This window comes from Pseudomonas putida, assembly GCF_001941965.1.
Classification (GTDB): Bacteria; Pseudomonadota; Gammaproteobacteria; order Pseudomonadales; family Pseudomonadaceae; genus Aquipseudomonas; species Aquipseudomonas putida_L.
On sequence record NZ_MKZO01000032.1, the window covers coordinates 1 to 18,233 of the forward strand.

18 protein-coding genes are annotated in these 18,233 nt (G+C 62.4%); all 18 read right to left on the reverse strand.

The genetic code is table 11. The features are described from left to right. Positions 1-85: 85 nt before the first annotated feature. The 18 genes from PSEMO_RS18460 to PSEMO_RS18545 all read right to left on the reverse strand — a co-directional run bounded on the left by PSEMO_RS18460 (position 86) and on the right by PSEMO_RS18545 (position 18,168). Positions 86-1,159: a methyl-accepting chemotaxis protein gene (locus PSEMO_RS18460; RefSeq protein WP_075804417.1), complete on the reverse strand. Its 1,074-nt coding sequence runs from the start codon at positions 1,157-1,159 to the stop codon at positions 86-88. Between the two features lie 164 nt (positions 1,160-1,323). After that, the gene (locus PSEMO_RS18465; RefSeq protein ID WP_075804418.1) at positions 1,324-1,866 is read right to left on the reverse strand and encodes a cytochrome b; all 543 of its coding nucleotides are present in this window, start codon (positions 1,864-1,866) and stop codon (positions 1,324-1,326) included. Between the two features lie 51 nt (positions 1,867-1,917). Next, positions 1,918-3,312: a sensor histidine kinase gene (locus PSEMO_RS18470; protein ID WP_075804419.1), complete on the reverse strand. Its 1,395-nt coding sequence runs from the start codon at positions 3,310-3,312 to the stop codon at positions 1,918-1,920. Continuing rightward, on the reverse strand, positions 3,309-3,971 hold the full coding sequence (locus PSEMO_RS18475) for a response regulator (RefSeq protein WP_075804420.1): 663 nt from the start codon (positions 3,969-3,971) through the stop codon (positions 3,309-3,311). Before PSEMO_RS18475 ends, PSEMO_RS18470 begins: the two co-directional genes overlap by 4 nt. A gap of 2 nt (positions 3,972-3,973) precedes the next feature. Further along, positions 3,974-4,615, reverse strand: a complete 642-nt coding sequence (locus PSEMO_RS18480) for a TRAP transporter TatT component family protein (protein ID WP_075804421.1) — start codon at positions 4,613-4,615, stop codon at positions 3,974-3,976. Then, positions 4,612-5,418 (reverse strand): SDR family oxidoreductase, encoded by an 807-nt coding sequence (locus PSEMO_RS18485; protein WP_075804422.1) that lies wholly within the window; start codon positions 5,416-5,418, stop codon positions 4,612-4,614. The genes PSEMO_RS18480 and PSEMO_RS18485 overlap by 4 nt, the downstream gene beginning before the upstream one ends. Next, positions 5,405-6,085 (reverse strand): TenA family transcriptional regulator, encoded by a 681-nt coding sequence (locus tag PSEMO_RS18490; RefSeq protein WP_075804423.1) that lies wholly within the window; start codon positions 6,083-6,085, stop codon positions 5,405-5,407. The genes PSEMO_RS18485 and PSEMO_RS18490 overlap by 14 nt, the downstream gene beginning before the upstream one ends. Positions 6,086-6,093: 8 nt before the next feature. After that, positions 6,094-7,557 carry an AMP-binding protein gene (locus PSEMO_RS18495; protein ID WP_075804424.1) on the reverse strand — a complete coding sequence of 488 codons (1,464 nt, stop codon included), beginning with the start codon at positions 7,555-7,557 and terminating at the stop codon, positions 6,094-6,096. Further along, entirely contained in the window at positions 7,547-8,224 is a 678-nt protein-coding gene (locus PSEMO_RS18500) for a thermostable hemolysin (RefSeq protein WP_075804425.1), read from the reverse strand. Before PSEMO_RS18500 ends, PSEMO_RS18495 begins: the two co-directional genes overlap by 11 nt. Positions 8,225-8,625: 401 nt before the next feature. After that, positions 8,626-9,174 (reverse strand): arsinothricin resistance N-acetyltransferase ArsN1 family B, encoded by a 549-nt coding sequence (locus PSEMO_RS18505; protein ID WP_075804426.1) that lies wholly within the window; start codon positions 9,172-9,174, stop codon positions 8,626-8,628. After that, positions 9,167-10,249 carry an ArsO family NAD(P)H-dependent flavin-containing monooxygenase gene (locus PSEMO_RS18510; RefSeq protein WP_075804427.1) on the reverse strand — a complete coding sequence of 361 codons (1,083 nt, stop codon included), beginning with the start codon at positions 10,247-10,249 and terminating at the stop codon, positions 9,167-9,169. The genes PSEMO_RS18505 and PSEMO_RS18510 overlap by 8 nt, the downstream gene beginning before the upstream one ends. Positions 10,250-10,274: 25 nt before the next feature. Beyond that, positions 10,275-10,778, reverse strand: a complete 504-nt coding sequence (locus tag PSEMO_RS18515; protein ID WP_081430281.1) for a cyclin-dependent kinase inhibitor 3 family protein — start codon at positions 10,776-10,778, stop codon at positions 10,275-10,277. Between the two features lie 4 nt (positions 10,779-10,782). Then, positions 10,783-11,496: an arsenical resistance protein ArsH gene (arsH, locus tag PSEMO_RS18520; protein WP_075804429.1), complete on the reverse strand. Its 714-nt coding sequence runs from the start codon at positions 11,494-11,496 to the stop codon at positions 10,783-10,785. 23 nt (positions 11,497-11,519) lie between these two features. Then, complete coding sequence (locus tag PSEMO_RS18525; protein WP_075804430.1) at positions 11,520-11,990, reverse strand: arsenate reductase ArsC; 471 nt, start codon at positions 11,988-11,990, stop codon at positions 11,520-11,522. Positions 11,991-12,004: 14 nt separating this feature from the next. Beyond that, a complete protein-coding gene (locus tag PSEMO_RS18530) occupies positions 12,005-13,288 on the reverse strand; it encodes an arsenic transporter (protein WP_075804431.1) in 1,284 nt (427 codons plus the stop codon). A gap of 29 nt (positions 13,289-13,317) precedes the next feature. After that, the gene (locus tag PSEMO_RS18535) at positions 13,318-13,674 is read right to left on the reverse strand and encodes a metalloregulator ArsR/SmtB family transcription factor (protein ID WP_075804432.1); all 357 of its coding nucleotides are present in this window, start codon (positions 13,672-13,674) and stop codon (positions 13,318-13,320) included. A 108-nt stretch (positions 13,675-13,782) separates the two neighbouring features. Beyond that, the gene (locus tag PSEMO_RS18540) at positions 13,783-15,027 is read right to left on the reverse strand and encodes a hypothetical protein (RefSeq protein ID WP_144443593.1); all 1,245 of its coding nucleotides are present in this window, start codon (positions 15,025-15,027) and stop codon (positions 13,783-13,785) included. A 9-nt stretch (positions 15,028-15,036) separates the two neighbouring features. Further along, on the reverse strand, positions 15,037-18,168 hold the full coding sequence (locus PSEMO_RS18545) for an outer membrane lipoprotein-sorting protein (protein WP_075804434.1): 3,132 nt from the start codon (positions 18,166-18,168) through the stop codon (positions 15,037-15,039). Between the last annotated feature and the right edge of the window lie 65 nt (positions 18,169-18,233).

Sequence of the window (18,233 nt, forward strand, 5' to 3'; positions counted from 1 at the left end):
TCAAGCCAGGGTTTGGCTGGCGGTGTCAAGCGATGCGGTATAGGTAGTCAAAAGGGCTTCTCCCATGCACTGATTTGAGCGCTAATTATATGATATTTATGGATAATTTCCAAAGTTGATGACATTGGCTTACCGTCTGGCCAACCTGCTCACGACCATTGCGTGACGTCTGGTCGGCCTGGCGGGAGGCTTCTGAGGTGCTCACGGCATTGCGCGCCACCTCCTCGACGGCGCTGGTCATCTCGTTCACAGCGGTGGCTGCCTGCTCGATTTCCGCATTCTGTTGGTGCAGGCCACGGGTCGAGTCCTCGGTGACCGAATGCAACTGTTCGGAGGCAGAGGCCAACTGGTTGGCGGAGTCGGCAATATGCTGGATGGTGCCACGCAGGCTAACCTGCATGTCCTGCAGGGCACTCAGCAACTGTGCCGGCTCGTCCTTACCCACGATCTCGACATGTCGGGTCAGATCGCCGGACGCCACTACCCGGGCTTGTTCCACCGCTTGTGCGAGGGGGAGGACCAGGCTTCGGGTGAAAGTCATGGCAAGCGCGGCGGTCAACAGCACGGCCACCAGCATGATGAAGATCACCATCTTCATCGAATCGTTGAACGCGGTATCGCTGGCGGCTGCAGCGCGTTTGGCGCCTTCGTCGTTGACCCGGGTCAATTCGTCTAGAGCCCTGGCAACGTTTTCGGCATAGTCGCCGAGCTTCTGCGCCACCAACTTGCGGGTCGCCTCCAGATCGCCAGAACGGCTGAGTGAAACGGTCAACCCGGACTGCTCCATATAGAGTGCTTTGGCGGATTTGTAGGTCTCGTACAGGGCACGCTCTTCCTTGGACGAAATCAGCGATTCATAAAGGCGCTCGCTCGTTTCCAGGTCGCGTTCGGCCTTTTCCAGGCTAGCCAAGGTACTGTCCCTGGCACTCCCCTCCACCAGCGCATAGCGCAAGGTCATGGCGCGAATGCGCGAACTGGCCGCACTCATGTCGTTGACCGTCATGATCGATGGCAACCAGTTGTCATTGACCTCGTCGCTGTGGCCATCCATCTGGTTCATCTGATAGAGCGAGATAAGCCCCAGCACGATCAACAGAAGCCCTAACGACGAAAATGCCAAGGTCGAGCGCAGGCCAATCCGTATTTGTCTAAACCACATGATGAGTTCCCGAATAGCTATAACAGGTTGATGGGCAACGCACGCCAGGGTTTTGTGGCCCGATCGGCAGATGCCGTCGAGATCATTATTCTATTCAGTGCAAAGGCGGGATTGATGTGGAACAAGGCATGCAACGGCAGTTGCCGCAAGGCATGCTTCTTCGCTCAACGACCAGGCAGCATGCGCCTCAGGGTGTTGTCCTTGAACCAGTAGTGGTGAACCAGACCCGCCACCGCATGCATGCCGATCAGCCAATAACCGGCGCTACCCAACCATTCATGCCAGCCCTTGAGTTGTCGGGCCAAGGCGGGATCTAGAGAAATGAGTGATGGCAGCGAGATATCCCAGTACGGTAGCGGTTTGCCTGCGGCGCTCAGCATCAGCCAGGCCAGCAATGGTGTGACGATCATCAGGCCGTACAGCGCCAGGTGCATAAGTTTCGCCACCGCGTTCTGCCAAGCCGGTGGTTGCGGCCGTATCGGCGGACGGGGAGTCAGACGGCCCAGCAGGCGAACCCAGACCAGCGCGAAGACTGCCAGGCCTAGCAGACCATGGAAGCCCAGTAGAGGCCCCTTCAGAACATGCCCCTTGGGCAGGGCCCCACGCAGCTCGATACAGGCATAGATGCCGATGAACAGGATTACCATGCTCCAGTGCATGATGATGGACAAGCGACCGTAACGGTCAGTACTTGATTCGTGCTTCATATCCTTGGCCCCTCGGAGTGGAACAGACGATGCCAAGGTGCCATCTGAAGCTTAAGGAAGTCTGAAGTCCGTAGCGACCGTGCGCTCGAGCGGGATCGATAGGGTCGCGGCAAGTCCGCCGCTCGATCGGTTTTCAAGCCGCACCTGCCCCCCCATGCGCTCAACGATGGTGGCGACGATAGAGAGTCCGAGGCCGGCGCCATTGGGGCTGTTCCGGCTGTAGAAGCGCTCGAAGACCCGCGACAGGCTGGCCTCGTCGATACCCGGACCTTCGTCTTCGACGGTTAACACGGCCGCACCGTCCAACTGCCTGAGCGACACCGTGATACGCCCTCCCGCCGGCGAGTGCTCCACCGCGTTCGCCACCAGGTTCTGCAAGGCGATGCCCAGCACGCCGGGATCGACAGCCAGATGGTGATCACCCTCGCCGATGTCCAGCGACGGTTCCAGGCCATGGTCGAGAATCCAGGGGGTCAACTCCGCCAACGTATCGGTGACCACCTGCGCGACATCGACCGGGGGGCTCGCACGTTGTCCCAGGCGCGGTTCCAGACGGGCCAGGGTCAACAGCTGGTTGACCACCCGGGCCAGGCGATCGACGCCGCCGATCAGGAAAGTCAGAGCTTTATGCCGCTCGTCCTCAGTGGTGGCCGCCTGTGCGTTCTGCGCATGCAGGCGCAGGATCGCCAGCGGGGTGCGCATCTCATGGGCTGCGTCGGCGATGAAGCGATGCTCGCGACGCAACAGGTCTTCGATCTGAGCCAATAGACGATTGATCGCCGCCTGCATGGGCTCCAGTTCCGATGGCAATGGCACTAGTTGCAGCGGTTCCAGGGAATCGGCATGCCGGGCGCGGATGACATTGGCCATGTTCTGCAAGGGTTGCAGCCCCCAGCCGATCGCGAACCAGACGAGCAAGGCCAGAGCCAAGCTGCCGATCAGGAAGGGGAACAGAGTGTGACGGACAATTCGGTCGATGAGGTCGTAACGCACATCCTCGCGCTCGCCGACCCAGATGACCCAATGCCGTTGCGGTACGGGGAGGACGAAACCGCGCCATTGCTCGCCATTGACCGGAAAGTCGGCAAAGCCCGAAGAGACTGGAAGCGCCCCCAAGACCGGGGCGCTGGGGGTGTGAACCAACAGCTTGCCGGTATCATCCCAGACCTGAAAGGCCAGCTTGCTTTCATAGGGGTGGCCAACCCTATGCCGCCCAGCTTTGCCCAAGGCGTCGTTGAAGGCCTGGTACAGCTCCTCACGGCTACCGTCCTGGACCGGAATGCTCATTACGCCCTCTAACAGGCGGGCATTCTGCGCAAGATGGGCATCATAGACTTCGGTGATTTCGCGGCGGCTGTCGTGGTAGTTGTACAGCGCCAACAGGCTGGTTCCCAGCACCAGCAAAAGCATCACCCGCCATAGCGTTCTCTGGCGCAGCGAGCTCATGCCTTGCCCTCGACCAGATAGCCGATACCACGCACGGTGCGGATCAGGCCGTTGAACAGCTTTTTGCGCAGGTGATAGATGTTCACTTCCAGGGTATTGCTCTCCGGCTCTTCGTCCCAGCCATAGAGCAACTGGGTCAGGCGCTCGCGGGTGAAGACCTTGCCCGGCTGGGCGAGCAGTTCATGCAGCAGCACATACTCCTTGGGTGTCAGGACCACCAGCTCGCCGTTGTAGTACACCTGCTGGGTTGCAGGGTCGAGGCTGACGCCGGCATGTTCGATCAGCACCTTGGCGCGCCCGGCACTGCGGCGCAGCAAGGCCCGCAAGCGGGCCTTGAGCTCGTTAAGGTCGAAGGGTTTGACCAGGTAATCGTCTGCTCCGGCATCGAGGCCGGTGATGCGGTCTGCGGTAGCATCCCGGGCGGTGAGAATGAGCACCGGCAGGCTGTCACCGCCGGCCCTCACCCGCCTCAGCAGTTCGATGCCATCCAGGCGCGGCAGTCCCAGATCGAGGATCACCAGGTCAAAGGCCTCATGCTGCAACGCATGCAATCCGCTCACACCGTCGCGCAACCAGTCGAGGGTATAGCCCTCCTGGCGCAGACCATCGCAGATCCCCTCGCCCAGCGCGGTATCGTCCTCAACCAGCAGCAGCCGCATAGTCAGTCCTGTTTGTCCTTGATCGCCTTGAGTAAAGCATCGATATCGCTGCGCCGGCCCTGGTCAGCCAATTCGCGTCCTGGCCGCGGTGGTGCCTGCAAGGCTTTCTGCAGGGCCAGCCGAGCCTCGCCGTAGCGTTTCTGCCGGAACAGATGATCGGCCCAGAAGTAGTTGCTGTCGATACCGCTGGGGTTGATCTGCAATGCCTGGCGCAACAATGTCTCGGCCTTTTCGGCGTCACCGAAGCCGATCGGCCAGCCGGGCACCTGGTCATACAAGGTACCCAGACTGGTATAGGCCGAGCCCTGCAGTGCGTTGGGGTCCAGCTTCATCGCCTGCTCCAGGCTGGCCTTCGCCGTCTTGACCTTGCTCAGAGCCCCCAGTCCACCGGTAGCACCGGCCCAACTGCTGTTGATGATGCCGTCCCAGATCAGCGGCTCGGCCTTGCCGGGATATTGTCGAACGAAGCTGGCGGCATCACCGGCCAGCTTCTCGAAGGCATCGGCACGCTGGTCCTTGGGTGTCTGGTACTGGATCTGTGCCCAGCGCTGCTGCAACTCTCCCAGATGCTGGGTACCTGCCTGGTCCAGCGCCCAGGTCAAAGGTGTGAATGCCAGCAGGCTGGCCACGAACAGACGTTTCATTTGATCGACTCCTTGGAGTGGCTACCGATATGGCGACGGATCACTGGCAACTGCTTGCGCAGTGCCCGATCCACCACCCCCGGCAACATGCCGTTGAGACGTACGAAGAGCTTTTCCGGCCATCCCAGGTAGAGCTCGCTGCGCTCGGACTGCACCGCCTCGAGCACTGCCCGGGCGACATCCGCCGGGTCGTCCATACCAACCTTGAGGGCCTGGTTAAGGGCCATGGCGGCGCTGCTGTTCATACTTGTGCGGGTGGCCCTGGGGGCTGCGTAAAGCACGTTGACCGTGGTATCGGCCAGCTCGCGGCGCAACGCTTCGGAAAAACCACGCAGGGCGAACTTGCTGGCGCAATAGGTGGCGTAGCCTGGATAACCGATCGAACCGTAGGTCGAGCCGACGTTGACCACCAGCGCCTTGGCCTGGGTCCGCAGCAAGGGCAGGCAGGCTCGGGTCAGTTGCAGCGGAGCCTTGAGGTTGATGTCCAGCAACTCGTCGAGCGCTTGCTCGTCCAACTGGTCGAGCAAGGCGAAGCGATTGATTCCAGCGGCATTGATCAGCACGTTGACTCCGCCGATTTCCCGGGCCCGACCAACTACCAGCTCACGGCCTTCGGCAGTGCGCAGGTCGGCACTCTGCCAATGCAGGCGCTGCGGGTAGCGCTTTAGCAGACCGCTCAATTCGCCCATCTGCCGGCTGACCGCCAGGACCCTGGCACCGGCGGCACAGAGTTGCTCGGCCAGTTCCAGGCCGATGCCACCACTGGCACCGGTCAGGATCACCACGGAATCAGACAAGCGCATGGCGCACCTCAGGTTGGCCCGCCCGTGGCAGGCTCTCGAACATCCCGGTGTACAGGCGGTACACCACCTTGGCGGCATGGATCACCGCCTCTTGATCGGCGGGGTCGTCCAGGCGATCCATCAGGTTGCGATAGGTGACCATATGGTCCTGGTCCAGGGCGCCGTGGGAACTGAGGTAGCTGAAGGCTTTGTCCGGTAGGGCCAGGGTGCTCTGGATGGTGCCGGCCGCCTGGGTTGCCAGGGCGATGCTGGTGCCCTCGAGCACGTTGACCATGCCGAACAGGCCGACCGGATTGCCACGGGCGATGAGGTCGTAGAGGTAAGCCACCATCAGTTCGATGGACAATGACGGCCGGCCATCCCGCACGCCCTCCCAGTCACCGCCGCAGGCCTTGATGTCGTTGAGAATCCACTGCTCGTGGCCGTACTCCTCCTCGATGTATTCGCAGACCGCGCCGCGCAACCACTCCAGGCGCGACGGCAGGCGTGCACCGCAGGCCATCATCAGCGGCACGGTATGGCGGACATGGTGGTAGGCCTGGCTCAGGAACGCGATGTAGCTGTCCAGGCTGACCTGGCCGGCCAGCGCCTCGCGGATCACCGGAACGGCGAATAGCGCCTGGCGTTCCTGGGCGGTCTGTTGTTGCAGGGTGTCAAAAAAGGCCATGGAATACCTCATAGCGGAATGTCGGATAACAGGGTGTGGTAACGCTTCAGGATCGCCTCGCGGCGCGGGCGCCCATTGGCAGTCAGGGTTTCATCGCGGCTATCGAAGGGGACCGGCAGGCGCCGCCAGGCATGTACCCTGGCGTAATCCGGCAAGCGGGCGTTGCACTGCTGAACGGCCTGTTCGATGGTGTCGTCACTGGCATTCGGGTCGAGCGGCCAGAGCAAGGCGCTGTTACGCGGCAAGCCCTCGCCATGGACGAAGGCCTGGGCCAGGACTCCGCCCTGGGTCAGTTCGGCTTCTACCCATTCGGGGTTGACGTTGCGTCCGAAGCTGGTGATGAACTGGTGCTTCTTGCGCCCGTTCAAGTACAGGTAGCCCTGCTCGTCGAAGTAGCCCAGGTCGCCAGTAGCCCACCACTGCCCCTGGAATACGGGCTCCTCCAGGTAACCCAGCAGGGTCGATCCGGCCACGATGACTTCGCCGTCATCGGCGATGCGTACCTGCACGTGCGGCAACGGCTTGCCGACGCTGCCAGGCCGTACCGCCCCCGGGCGGTTCAATGCCACCACCGATGCGCACTCGGACAAGCCATAGCCCTCGAACACCGGCAGGCCGACCGCCTCGGCGCGGGCCAGCAGGTCAGGGGAAACCCGGGCACCGCCAACGGCGACGAAGCGTAGAGGGCCGACCTGCATCAGCCCACGCTCGATGGCGGTCACCAGCCCCATCAACAGTTGCGGCACCAGGATCAGGCTGTGCGCACCGCTCAGGGCAACGGCACCGAGCAGACGCTTGAAATCCACCTGGCTGGCACCGCCGATGCCCAGTTGCGCCTGCGGATAGAGCAGTACGCAGGCACCGGCCATCAACGCGGCATAGACGCCGAGGTTTTCCAGCAGCACCCCCAGCGGCAGTACCGCCAGGTAGCGCTGGGGAGCGGTTGCCCGACTGGCCGTTTCCAGTTCCCGAGCCACCCGCAACAGGGTGTCGGCACTCAGGCACACGCCTTTGGGTCGGCCAGTGCTACCGGAGGTGTAGGTGATCTTCGCCGTGCCGCCGGGCAGCGCCACCGGCGCCGCGACGGCCCGTCGCCAGAAGCCGTCATGCTGGCTGAAACCCTGCTCGGCGAAGTGATCGCTCCATTGCACTTCGGCCAACGCCAGCGTGGCACCGCTCTGCTGCAGGCAGTGTTCGAACTGAGCAGCACTGAAAAACGACGGAATGAACACGCACGGCCGCTCGGCGAACAGCGCTGCCAGATCCCAAAGCAACGCCTCGGGACCGTTGTCCATGGCTAGAACCAGGGCACCCGGTGCCTGCTGGCGCAAGACCTGGACACGCCCCTCAACCTCGACGAGCAGTTCCATCCAGCTCAAGCGCCGGTTGGCACCCTGTATTGCGATGGCGTCGCCCCGGTCACGGGCATTGATCGTCAGTACCTGCTGAAAACGTTCCAGTTCATGCGGCATGACCGGTCCCCTGGGAGAGTGCCGGCAAGCCAAGGCGCTGGAAGACCCCGGCCTGGGTCAAGGCCTCGAAGCCGTAGCCGATGTTGCCGGCAAAGACCTGGGGACGCTGGGCGTAGTAGGTCCCCCACTGGTCCTGCTCGCCGTCCAGGCGCTCAGGATCGGCCACCGCCAGTACGCTGGGCTGCAGCCCCAGGCGCTGGAAGCTGTTGATCAAAGAAGCTGCACCGGTGAAGGCCACCCATTTCAGGCCGCGAATGGCCAGCAACCAGGTAACCACGATGATGATGATCCGGGCGCTGCCGGCGCTCAGCGACGCCAGGTTGCCCACCTCGACCAGGCAATCGCGCCCCAGCGGACCGCCTGCCAATCGCGAAACCGCAACCTCGAGGGGTTCGTCCAGATAACGTTCCAGAAACAGCGGACCGGTCTGGGCCGGACGTACCCCGGCCGCTGCGATCATCCGCCCGTTGCGGTCATGCAGGGCCAGCAGTTCCGGCAGATAGTGCTGGACATCGGCCTGGTGCATGCTGGCGAAACACTGATGGATGAACTGTTCCAGTTCCCCGCGACCGCTGTCGTGGGGAAGGTGAAGGGATAACTGTGCGTGATGCTCGGCATGACTGCCGACAGACAATGGGAGCAGGCTGCTCCATTCAAGCTGGGTCATGAAACTCCCCCCGATTGGGCTCGACTGGGGTGAGTATCAGCGTCGAATCTGAAGGGAGTCTGAAGGACCTGACAACCCCCGGCTTACTGACCTGAGCTGAGAGGTGCGAGCGTGCCCATGCCCTCTAGCTCTACGCAGGTCGGCTTCACGAACAATGCGCCAGGACCTTGCACACTTCTCTCAGCCCTCGCCTGACTGAAATGGTCGTGGTCGATTCCGGAGTTGGAACAGAACCTACGAGCAACCATCACGGCCTATCAGATTCGGAGCTAAGCAGAAGGATCAGTAACCGGATAACCCTCTATGAAGCAGTCACTTTCTGAGGCCATCGCAGAAATGGCCCAACAGCAAGTTACATCTGAAGCGTCTAAATTCGCCCACCGCAAGCATGACCCCGCGCTTCAGCAGATTGTTTGAACGCGCGCGGGATCAGCAGGACTAAGACCGTCGCCACCCAGATCAAACCTCCAGTACCCCACGTCATGCCAAGCATCGAGCTTGAACCCGACCTGGGGAAACGTCCCGATGTGCTGGAAACCGAGCCGCTCGTGCAGCCCGACACTGCCTTCATTCGGCAAGGCAATGCCGGCATACGCCGAGCGATACCCCAGACGACTCAGAACCGGCAGCAGCACGTCATAGAGCTGCCGACCAACCCCACTGCGGCGCTGACCTTCGGCGACATACACCGTCACATCCACCGCCCAGCGGTACGCCGCACGCGCCCGGTGCTGACTGGCGTAGGCATAGCCGATTACCCGTCCCTCCTGAACCGCCACCAGATACGGGTAGGTTTGCAGCGTCGTGGCGATCCGCTCCCGCATCTGCTCCACACTCGGCACTGCCTCTTCGAATGAGATGGCCGTGTTGAGCACGATGGGCGCGTAGATGGCCTGGATCTCTTCTGCATCCTCTGGTCTGGCCACACGAATCTCGATTCCGCTACGCATCCGGCTGCTCCAAGCTGTTCAGGTATTCGACTACTTCGTTGACGGTGCTGCGCGCGGTACGGGTGACGCCGATCAGCGTCGCCGAGGCCAGGCCGGTCCAGTCGCCATATCCGACCAGCCAGAGGCGCGGCTCACGAATAGAACGCGCCACGTCCACCTCGACCCTGCCGTTGTCATCCAGCACGCCCAGCGCCCGCACGTGATCCAGCGCCGGCCGGAAGCCGGTACACCAGATAACGGCATCGACCTGGGTTTTCTCACCGTTGGGCCAGGCGACCCCATCCGGCGTGAATGAAGCGAAAGGCCTTACAGCACGAAGAGCCCCGCGCTCGCGAGCACGAACCACCGAGGGCACCATGACGATATCGCCAAGTCCGCCGACCGGTGCGTCGATAACACGGCCCTCCTGTTGAGCCTTGAGGCGCTCGGTAGCGCGTTCGAACAGCACCCGCCCATCGACATCATCAGGCAGAAACGCCGGCTCCTCCGTGGTAACCCACGTTGCGTCGGCGACCTCGGACAGCTCCGCATAGATTTGCGCCCCCGAGTTGCCACCACCAACGACCAGCACGCGCTTTCCTTGGAAAGCCTCTGGCGACTGGTAATGGGCGGAGTGAATCTGCTGCCTCTGGAACACTTCTATCCCCGGATAGGCCGGGACATAGGGCTTGCTCCAGGTCCCCGTCGCGCTGATGACGGCGCGGGCTTCCCAGTCGCGGTCCTTCGAGCGAACACGAAGGCCACGCCCGGTTCGCTCCACCGCCGTGACGCTGACGGGGCGAACGATAGGAAACCCGTAGCGTGCCTCGTACTGCTCCAGATAGCTGACCACGTGATCCCTATCGGGATTACCTTCGGTGACTGGCGGCATCGGCCAGCCTGCGATCGAACTCCATGCGGAGGGCGAGAACAGCGTCAGCGAGTCCCAGCCATGGCGCCACGCTCCGCCCGCAGCCTCTTCGGCGTCGAACAGCAGGAACGACAGCTTGGCCCGCTTGAGAAAATAGGCCACCGTCAGCGCGGACTGCCCGCCGCCAATCACGATGACATCGAGTAGTTCGCCTTCGGTGGCCATGGTTTCTCCTGTCTGGCTGCAGCGCTCAGCCTTCGCCGAACTGGTTGATGTAGTTGATGTGCGCCGGCTTCTGAATCGCACGTGGGCGCAGCTCATGCACCCATGCGATCGCCTCGCGGCGCGGCATTCCGGATTCGATCAGCAGACGGGCAGCGAACAGCCCGGTGCGGCCGGAGCCGCCCTTGCAGTGGATTGCCAGGGCCTTGTTGGAAGCGAGCAAAGCGTCCAACTGGTGGCGAATCTCTCCCAACCGAGCCTCGAAGCTTTGATCAGGAGCCTGATCATCCTCGATCGGCAGCTGGTACCACTCCAAGCCATGCTGCCTGGCCGCGACGCCAAGCTCGGCAACGCCGTTTTCCTGAAGTTCTGTATCCGACATCAGTGTCACCAGCGCCACGGCGCCAGCCTGCTTCAGCGTCTCCAGGCTTTCAGCGAGATCGCTGGCCTGGGTACCCGGGCAGGGTGTGAAAATCAGCGCTCCCGGGGCATGGGGCAGCGATTTCATCGAGTAGGGATGCGACATGCTCATTACCTCAAATGGACAGCAGATTGACTCGCTTGGACAGCTCTTCCGCCGACTCCTTGCGCTCGGAGTAGCGGTCCACCAGGTAATCCTGGCGATCGCGCAGCAGCAGGGTGAACTTGGTCAGTTCTTCCATCACATCGACCAGGCGATCGTAGAAGGAGGACGGTTTCATCCGCCCGGCATCGTCGAACTCCAGAAACGCCTTGGGTACCGAGGACTGGTTGGGGATGGTGAACATCCGCATCCAGCGGCCCAGCACGCGCAATTGGTTCACCACGTTGAACGACTGCGAACCACCGCAGACCTGCAGCACCGCCAGGGTCTTGCCCTGGGTTGGACGAACGGCGCCCATGGCCAGCGGTACCCAATCGATCTGTGCCTTGAACACGGCGCTCATCGAGCCGTGACGCTCGGGCGAGCACCACACCTGGCCCTCGGACCATTGCATCAGTTCGCGAAGCTCCAGCACCTTCTCGTGGGAGTCCGGAGCGTCATCCGGCAGCGGCAGGCCGGAAGGATCGAAGATTCGGGTTTCGGCGCCGAACTCTTCCATCAGGCGCGCAGCCTCCTGGACCATCAAGCGGCTGAACGAGCGCTCGCGGGTCGATCCGTACAGCAGCAGGATGCGCGGTTTATGCGTGGAAGGATCCTTCGGTTCCAGCCGCTCCAGCGACGGCAGATCAAGCAGTTCCGGCTGGACATTGGGCAGATGGTCGTTCATTTCGGTCTCCATTGATCCAGGTCCTACAGCGCGCCGATGCGGGCAAGCTCGGCTTTCAGCTCGTCCAGGCTCAGTTGCGGGAACGGCAGCGCAATGAAGGCGCGCACGCGCTCATCGATCTTCGCCAGCGTGGTCTGGAAGGCTTCTTCGATCTCCGCCTCGCTCCCGCTGACTGCCGAAGGGTCAGCCAGGCCCCAGTGGGCTTTGAGCGATGGACCGAAGAAGATCGGGCAGGCTTCGCCGGCAGCGCGGTCGCACACGGTGACGACGATGTCGGGAGGAGAGTTCTCGAAAGCATCCGAGGCCTTGCTCGAAAGGCCAGCGGTGGAGATACCGGCGGCTTCCAGCGTCTTCAGTGCCCGCTCATTGACCTTGCCGCTTGGGAAGCTGCCCGAGCTCACAGCTTCCATGCCCTCGGGGGCCAGGTGATTGAACAGCGCCTCGGACAGGATGCTGCGACAGCTGTTGTGGGTGCACATGAACAAGACTTTCATCAGGTATCTCCGGTTCAAAAGCTAAGGCGGATGGCCAATGCGGCCAGGGTGGCAAGCAGGATCGGCAGCGTCAGAACGATGCCGGTGCGGAAGTAGTAGCCCCAGGTGATGACGATGTTCTTGCGGGCCAGCACGTGCAGCCACAGCAAGGTGGCCAGGCTGCCGATGGGGGTGATTTTCGGGCCGAGGTCACAGCCGATGACGTTGGCGTAGATCATGGCCTCGCGCACGATGCCGGTGGCCTCGGCAGAGTGAATCGACAGCGCGCCTACCAGCACGGTGGGCATGTTGTTCATGACCGACGACAGGCCAGCGGCGAGCAGCCCCGTTCCGAGGGAAGCGCCCCAGATCCCGTAGCCGGCGAAGACATTGAGGATCTGCGTCAGGTAGTCGGTGAGGCCAGCGTTACGCAGCCCATAGACCACGAGGTACATGCCCAGCGAGAACACCACGACCTGCCAGGGCGCTTCCTTGAGCACCTTGCGGGTAGAAATCACATGCCCGCGCGCGGCGATCAGATAGAGGATCAGCGCACAGGCAGCAGCGATGGCGCTGATCGGAACACCCAGCGGCTCAATGGCGAAGAAGCCGACCAGCAACAGCGCCAGCACCCACCAGCCGGCCACAAACGTCGCCTTGTCGCGGATAGCGGCTTCGGGAGCCTTCAGTTGGTCGAGTTCATAGGTACGCGGCAGGTCCTTGCGGAAGAACCACAGCAGCATGCCCAGGGTGGCGGCGATGCTGACCAGGTTCACTGGCACCATGACCGAGGCGTACTCGCTGAAACCGATGCCGAAGTAGTCGGCAGAGACGATGTTCACCAGGTTGGACACCACCAGCGGCAAACTCGCGGTATCGGCGATGAAGCCCGCCGCCATGACGAATGCCAGCGTCGCCGCCGGGGAAAAACGCAGGGCCAGCAGCATGGCGATGACGATCGGGGTCAGAATCAGTGCCGCACCGTCGTTGGCGAACAACGCCGAAACGGCGGCGCCCAGCAGGATGATGAAGGCGAACAGCTTGCGGCTACTGCCCTTGCCCCAGCGCGCCACGTGTAATGCCGCCCACTCGAAGAAGCCCGCCTCATCCAGCAGCAGGCTGATGATGATGACGGCGATGAAGGTGGCGGTAGCGTTCCACACGATCTGCCAGACCACGGGGATATCGAACAGGCTCACGACGCCCGCCAGCAGCGCCACGACGGCCCCCAGTGCGGCGCTCCAGCCCACGCCCAGGCCTTTGGGCTGCCAGATGACGAGAACGATCGTCACCAGGAAAATCAGAAATGCGATCAGCATGGCTACAACTCAATCAGCGAAGGGAAGGATCAAGAACACGTCGCAGGGCTCTGCGACCGCTCGCCCATTTCGGCGAGGCGCAGCGCATCTGGGTTCAACCACTCCTGGTTCGCATCGACCACGCCCTTCAGCATCGCGTCCACCCACTGGGGCAGTTCGGGATGCAGTCGGTAGTACACCCACTGGCCTTTGCGGCGATCCATCAGGATTCCAGCCTCGCGCAACTGGGCCAAATGCCGGGAGATCTTCGGCTGGCTCAGTTCAAGCGCGTGGGTAAGTTCGCAGACACAGAGTTCGCCTTCGCGGGCGATCAGCAGGGTCATCCGGACCCGGGTGTCGTCAGCCAGGCATTTGAAAACGATGGGGGGAGTCAGGGCTTCCGGCATGTAGCCTCCTGGAGGCCGCCCACCGGGCGGCCGAAATATCTGGAAATCCGAATATATGAAAATTCAAATATATGGACAACCGGATATTTCTATCGCACCCATCGGGCTTCACCAGAGATAGCTCGCCTCCACGAACGTCAGCGAGTTCGTTCGCAGGTGCCCCAGGAATGAATCCTGCGGTCCCCGGAAGATGTCGAATCCGGTGCTGACGCGCCATGAATCGGTGATCGCGTACTTCAGCCGGCCCCGGAGCATCCAGTCATTACGGGGTTCGGTCCAGACGGTGAACAGGTCCAGGTCGGCCTTCGAATCGAACAGTGGCCTGGCGTAGCGCAGCGTCAGTCCGTACTGGTCCTGGTCCAGTTCGTTGCTGATCAAGGCCTGGGCCGCCTGCACCTGGGCCATCAGGGGATCGTTGGCGATGCTCGACACCGAGCGCAAATGCCGCCAGAAGCCTTGCAGGGAAACGGTCTCGCGATCTCCGATGTACCACTCGGCGCCGCCGATCGCCGAGGTGTAGGGCTGCCGGCGCGCTACCGCCGGATCAGACGACTGTTCGAAGTCCACCCAGGCAATTTCTCCCCGGTAAGCCATTTCGCCGCGAACGATCGTGAAGTCGCCGCCAACCATCCGCATGCGGGTTGCATGCTGGCCGAGGGTCACGCCGGCAGGCGTGGCACTGCGCACCGCGAAGGTGGGAAACAGGTCGTGACCATCGATCACGCTGATCGACCAGTCCGCGTCCGAACCCAATACGTCGTACTTCACCGCCACCGTTGGTCGCACATCCGGGTCCTGCTCGCGAAAGGTCACGCCAGGCGTTTTCTCCAGCGGCACCTCGTTGAAGCGGAAACGGTCGAGGACATGGACCTGCAGCTTTCCGGCACCGGCGGCGCAGTCCAGGTGCAGCCCCCAGTTGCCGGTGCGCTGATCCGTAGTCTCCGGGGTCAGACGCCTGTAGTTGCTGGGGGATACCTGATCGGTGGGGTTGATCCCGTCGGCCCGGCCCCACATCACCAGCTTCTTGCCCAGTGCAGGGGCGCACAGGGTTTCGCTGCTTTTCACATACAACTCGTTGACCCCGGCATCCTCCCGCCTGCCATCCAGCCGCTCAGGGGACGACAAGGCCCAGACCTCGCTGCTGAAGCTCAGGCTCTCGCTGGCTTGCCAGTCCAGTTTGAGCTTGGCGCGATTGGAGGAAATCGTGTGGCGGTCATCCAGCATTCTGTTCGATGACCAAACCCCTGCCGCAACTTCGCCGGTGACTTCAGGTACGTCGGCGAAGGCGCCCACCGAAAAAACCAGGGGGACGACGGCGCCAGCCCACCAGCCGGGGGAATAAGACCCGCTCATGTCCTCTCCTTAGCGCGAAGCCATGTTGTTCGCCGAGAAGAGGCTGTCGCTCAGCGCCTCACCCACCTTGAAGTTGGAGAAGGTGATGGTGGTGGTATGACCGCTCTGCAGGTTCTTGCCCTCGGTCTTCATCGGCTGCCACTTGCCATTGGTGGCATCCACCAGCTGGATATCGCTGAAGGAGAACTGCTTGTACGGCGCCCCGCTGACGTCGGCCGCTTCGACATAGGTGGTCGCGAAGTTGTCCTTGCGGATCCAGGTCAGGCGCTTCGCGTAGCCCGAGTTGGTGCGCACGCTGTCCTCGGCGGGCAACGACTCGATGACGTAGTGCTCGACGCCGTCACGGGTCTCCTGCCTGACCAGGGTGTGCTTCCAGTCGCTGACCTTGTGCCCCATTACGTCGCCGTAGCTGAAGTCGGTGCCGATGAAGCTGTCCTTCTTGTTCGAAGCCACCAGACGGCGCACTCGCTTCATTGCCGGCAGGTAGACCCACATCTCGTCGTCCTGGGCAGTCCGCTCGACCAGCAAGGTGGTGGTTCCACGAATATCCGCAGGCGCCTCGAAGCGCACCAGGCGCATGGTGTCCTGCCCGTTATCCTGCAGCTTCGAGGCCATGTTGGACTTGCGGGTCCGCTGGCTGCCGTCCTTGGTCTGCAGCACGAACTCGGCATCGGCCTTGGAGGTGCTGAAGCGGGTGACCGCCGCGTTGCGCTCCATGATCTCTTTCGCTTCCTGTTCTGCAGACCAGCCGACCTGCGAATACGTCAGAAAACCGATGGCCGCCAGGATGATCAGCAGCACGGCGCCACGGTCACCGGAGCGGCGCTGGAAGATGAAGCCGGGTTTGAAGGCCAGGATGGCGCTCGGGATCAGCGTCAGGGTTGCGAGAACGCTCGCCAGCATCGCCAGCACGATAAAGGTAGAAAGCCACATATGAACCTTGTAGTCGTAGGAGAACATGAGGACGGCATAACCCCCGGCCACGGCGGTGGCGACGAACAGGCAGGCCTTGCCGGCGGTTTTCATCGCCATTTCCACGGCCTCGGGCAACGCCTTGCCCTGGGCCGTGTATTCGCTGATGCGGTAGATGAGGTAGATCGCGTAGTCGGCGCCGATACCAACCGCCATGGCCGAAATCAGCGAGTTGGGGATGTTCAGCGGCACGCCGAAGTAGCCCATGACGCCGAACACCAGCGACAGCACCACCAGCAGCGGCGACAGCACCAGCAGGCCGGCGATCACCGAGCGGAACGCGATCACCGACACCGCGAAGATCACCCCGAGGATCTGGGCGATGTTGAGCAGCTTGCTGTGCACCATCACATCGGTGACCGCCAGGGTCTGCGCGACCTCACCGCCGAACGACACGGTGACATTGCCGGGGAAATGCTCTTTCGCGACCTGGCGAAGTTCGTTCACCAGGTGATCGATCTCGGCGTTGCTGTTGGTGCGCAACATGATCGCGATCTTTGCCCGCCGGTACTCGTAATCGACGTGGGCCGAGAAGTCCTCCGGATCCCCTGACATCGAGTAGAGGAACAGGTACTGGGCAATCAGCTCGCGGTCATCGGGAAGTGGCGTCACAGCTCCCGTGTCGCCCGACGCCGCTTCGTGCATGCGCTGGAGGAAGTCGTCGATGGACAGCGTCTTGCCCACGATCGGGCGCTTTGCCGCGTCCGCCTGCAGGTAGCGGATTGCATCCAGTACCCGAGGGTCCTTCACCCCGTCTGCTTCGCCGGTATCGACCATCACATAAAGCACGTTGGTCCCGCCGGTCTGGCTGTTCAGCAGGTTGTCATCACGCTGCAAGGGCAGCGAATCCGAGAAGAAGCTCTTGCTGGAGTTATCCACATGCACCAGCGGCCAGCCGGCGACCGCCACACCAATCAGCACCACGAAACCGCCGAGAATCCAGTGCCGGCTGCGAGGGGTCACCACCAGGTGAGCGATGCGTGCGCTGAGGCGATCCCAGATCCGAGGCTTGGTCTCGGTGTCGATCTGCGCCGCCGATGGTGGCTTGAGGCCGGCCCGCACTGCCGGAGTAAAGGTGAACTCCAGCAACACGGCCGCCAGGATGCCGATGCCGGTGAAGATGCCGAATGCCCGCACGGTTTCCAGTTCGAACACTACCAGCGAGAAGAACCCGAGGGCCGCCACACCGCCAGCGATCACCAGCACCGGGCCGACCGCCGCCAGCGACTGGATCGTCGCCAGCCGGTTGGCCACGACCGGGTCCATCTGCTGACCGTTCACCAGCTCGATGAAGCGTTCGTAGTAGCGCTTGAGCAACTGCACCGCGTGTCCCGCCGCCACGGCGAGGATCAGGATCGGCGTCGGCGAGTTGAAGATGTCCATCGGGACCTTCATCAACCCCATGATTCCCACGCCCCAGACTACCGACAGCAGCGCCGTCACCAGCGGCAGGATCAGTCCCTGGCGAGTCCGGAATGCTTCGTAGTGCAGCAGGCCAATGACCAGTACCGCGATCGGGAACAACCAGTTGATCCGGTCGGCGAAGACTTCAGCCTGGTGCAGGAACACTGGGTTGCCGCTCAGGGAAATCTCGATGCCCGGCGTGTTCTCCTGGCTCAGGATCTGGTGGACATCGGACAGCATCGCGCCGAAGCCGTTGGGATTCTCCTTGAGCTCCAGCATGATCGTCGCGGTGCGCCAGTCACTGGAGATCACCGTATCCCGATACACCGGGTTGGCGTTGATCGCCGCCTTCAGCTCTTCGATCTGCGCCGTGCTGGACGGCAACTGGTCACCCAACAGCGGTCTGGCCTCGAAACCGTCGGCGTTGCCGCGAATGCTCTTGGCCTGCCTCGATGACAGGCTGAGCAGCGTCTGCTTGGTGACCGACGGCGCCGCATAGAGCTTGTCGGTAATGCGCTTCACCGCCTCCAGCACCTGGGGCTGCAGGGCGTCGCCCTGGGTCGGGGTCAGACCGATCACCACCAGGTACTTCGAGCCGAAGATCTTCTCGATGGTGTTGGTCGCCTTGATGTACGGGTGGCTCTGCGGCACCACGGCAGCCGGGTTGATGATGACCTGCTGCTTGGCGGCGAAGAACGCAAAGAACGCCGACAGCGCCAGCACGATGGCGATAACCCACCGCCGATGGTCCACCACCCAGGTCACGTACCGCTCCAGGGGCAGCGAGCTCTTCAGCCCGCTCGTATGAACAGAATCTACCGCTGCGGTTT